The following is a 2,595-nucleotide window of genomic DNA, read 5'->3' on the forward strand; positions in this document are numbered from 1 at the left end:
TGTGCAATTGGCAGATACCGATCTCTTCGTCCACCCTCTTCAGTTGGGCGGCAACCCCTTCGGCTGGGGTGCGGATCGGGATCAGAGCTTCGCTGTCCTCGACGCGTATGTTGAGGCAGGCGGGAACTTCATCGACACCGCGGACGCGTATTCGGCCTGGGTCGAGGGGAACTCGGGCGGAGAATCCGAGACCATCATCGGCGAATGGATGATGGCGCGCGGCAACCGCGACGACATGGTCATCGCCACCAAGGTCGGCATGCACCCGAAGGGCCAGGGCCTCGACCCGGCGAACATCCGCAACTGCGTCGACGACTCGCTGCGCCGACTCGGCACCGACCACATCGACGTCTACTACGCCCACAGAGACGATGACGACGTCGACCAGGTCGCCGTCGCCGAGACCTTCGACGCGCTCGTCCGCTCTGGCAAGGTCAGCTACCTCGGAGCATCGAACTTCAGCCTCGAACGTCTGCAGAAGGCCCGGAAGATCTCGACGAAGTTCTCGCTTGCCTGCTATCGGGTCGTCCAGGACCGGTTCAACCTCGTCTCCCGTGCCGCCGTCGATCCGCAGAAGCAGGCGTACCTGCGCGCTGAGGGCATCGCCGAACTGCCGTTCCACTCGCTGGCGTCGGGGTTCCTCACCGGCAAACACACCGGCGGAGACGCCACCGGCAGCGTCCGCGGTGACCGTGTGGCCGATTTCGTCGACGACCAGAAAGCCCTCGGCGCCCTCGAAGCCCTTCATGATGTCGCCGCCAACCACGGTGCGACGATGACGGCCACGGCCATCGCGTGGCAGCTCACTCACGATTTCATCCCCTCGACGATCGCCTCGGCGCGCGTTCCCGAACAGCTCACCGAGCTGCTCGCCGGAACGGAGATGCAGCTGAGTCCTGATGAGAAGGCGGCCCTCGACGGCGCCTGGGTGGAAGCATGAGTGGGACCAGCCCGCGCCTGGTCACCTGGGAGAACGGCACAGACCTCGTCATCGAGCTGCTCCTGGCCCGTGACGTCGAAACAGTGTGGAACGCACTGACCGATGCCGAGAGTGCACGGGCCTGGTTCGCACCGTTCCGCCTCGGCGCGGAAACCGGGGCAGAGGAGTCCGATACGGCTGACGAAGCTGATTCGGACGGATCCGCAGCCCGGCCGATCACGTTCGCGCTCGAGGACATCGATCTGAACGGATCTGTCCTCAGCTGTGAGGACTTCGATCACGTGCTGCTCGAACTCGACGACTTCGGAGTGCTCGGCATCCGCCTGCTGCCGTTCGAGGGCGAGACCGGTCAGGAGACCCTGCTCGTGTTCACCCATACCGCTCCTGATGCCGAGACCGCTCGCGGTCAGGCCGCCGAGGTGGGGCCGATGTGGGATACGCATCTGCGGCTGTTCGCCCGCACCCTCGGTATAAACATCGCCGAGGTGACCGAACCGGAACTCGTGGCCGTCTACTCCGACCTCGATCTCGAAGTCGCGGAGTCCGCCGACGCCACGGAGGTCGAATCATGAGCGACCCACTCGTCCTCGGCATCGAATCCTCGTGCGACGAAACCGGGGTCGGCATCGTCCGCGGCCGCACGCTGCTGACGAACACCGTGTCCTCGTCGATGGACGAACACGTTCGCTTCGGCGGGGTCGTGCCCGAAGTCGCCTCCCGTGCCCATGTGCAGGCCATCGGCCCGGCCATCGCCTCTGCCTGTGAGACCGCCGAGGTGGAGCTGACCGATATCGACGCCGTCGCCGTGACCGCCGGACCGGGTCTCTCCGGCGCGCTGATGGTCGGGGTCGGCGCGGCCAAAGGGCTTGCCGCGGCGCTGGGCAAACCGCTCTACGGAGTGAACCATCTGGCCGCGCACGTGGCCGTCGACCTCGTCGCCGAGGATGTCGACGGTTTGACCACTCCGACCATCGCCCTGCTCGTTTCCGGTGGGCACACCGAGATTCTGCGCATCGGCGACCTCGTCGACGACATCGAACTCCTCGGCGCCACCATCGACGATGCCGCAGGTGAGGCCTTCGACAAGACCGCGCGCCTGCTGGGTCTCAACTATCCCGGCGGCCCGAACATCTCGAAGGCTGCTCTCGGCCTGCTCGACGGCACCGGGATCCCCGGCGACCGGAAGGCAGTGAAGTTCCCACGCGGACTCGCGAAGAAGCAGGACCTGCGCGACCCCGAGCGTCGGTATAACTTCTCGTTCTCCGGGCTGAAGACCGCAGCCCTGCGTGAGGTGACGAAGGCCGAGACTCTGGGTGCGGACCTGCGGGTGGCCGATATCGCCGCCGGGTTCGAAGACGCCGTCGTCGACGTGCTCGTGACCAAGACTCTGCTCGCTGCGGCCGACACCGGCATCAGCCATGTCGTCCTCGGTGGGGGAGTGGCCGCGAACTCGCACCTGCGTGAAGTGCTCTCGGCTCGTTGCGCCGAGGCGGGCGTGACTCTGAGGGTGCCGCCCTTGACACTGTGCACGGACAATGGAGCCATGGTCGCAGCACTCGGTGCGGAGCTCGTCTCCCGCGGAATCGGACCGAGTGACTTGTCCTTCGCCGCCGTCTCCTCTTTGGATGTCGATCATGTCCTCGTCTGAGAACGAA

General features: G+C 65.9%; 3 protein-coding genes. All 3 read left to right on the forward strand.

Annotated elements, in window-relative coordinates; translation table 11 throughout:
* Nucleotides 1–940 (forward strand): aldo/keto reductase (locus ACTIIH_RS16230; protein WP_441452852.1); only part of this gene is annotated, 940 nt, incomplete at its 5' end.
* Nucleotides 937–1,512 (forward strand): hypothetical protein, encoded by a 576-nt coding sequence (locus ACTIIH_RS16235; RefSeq protein WP_441452853.1) that lies wholly within the window; start codon nt 937–939, stop codon nt 1,510–1,512. The genes ACTIIH_RS16230 and ACTIIH_RS16235, both read left to right, overlap by 4 nt.
* Nucleotides 1,509–2,588, forward strand: a complete 1,080-nt coding sequence (tsaD, locus tag ACTIIH_RS16240; protein ID WP_441452854.1) for a tRNA (adenosine(37)-N6)-threonylcarbamoyltransferase complex transferase subunit TsaD — start codon at nt 1,509–1,511, stop codon at nt 2,586–2,588. Before ACTIIH_RS16235 ends, tsaD begins: the two co-directional genes overlap by 4 nt.
* The last annotated feature ends 7 nt before the right edge of the window (nt 2,589–2,595 follow it).

This window comes from Brevibacterium sp., assembly GCF_052105255.1.
GTDB classification, from domain to species: domain Bacteria; phylum Actinomycetota; class Actinomycetes; order Actinomycetales; family Brevibacteriaceae; genus Brevibacterium; species Brevibacterium linens_B.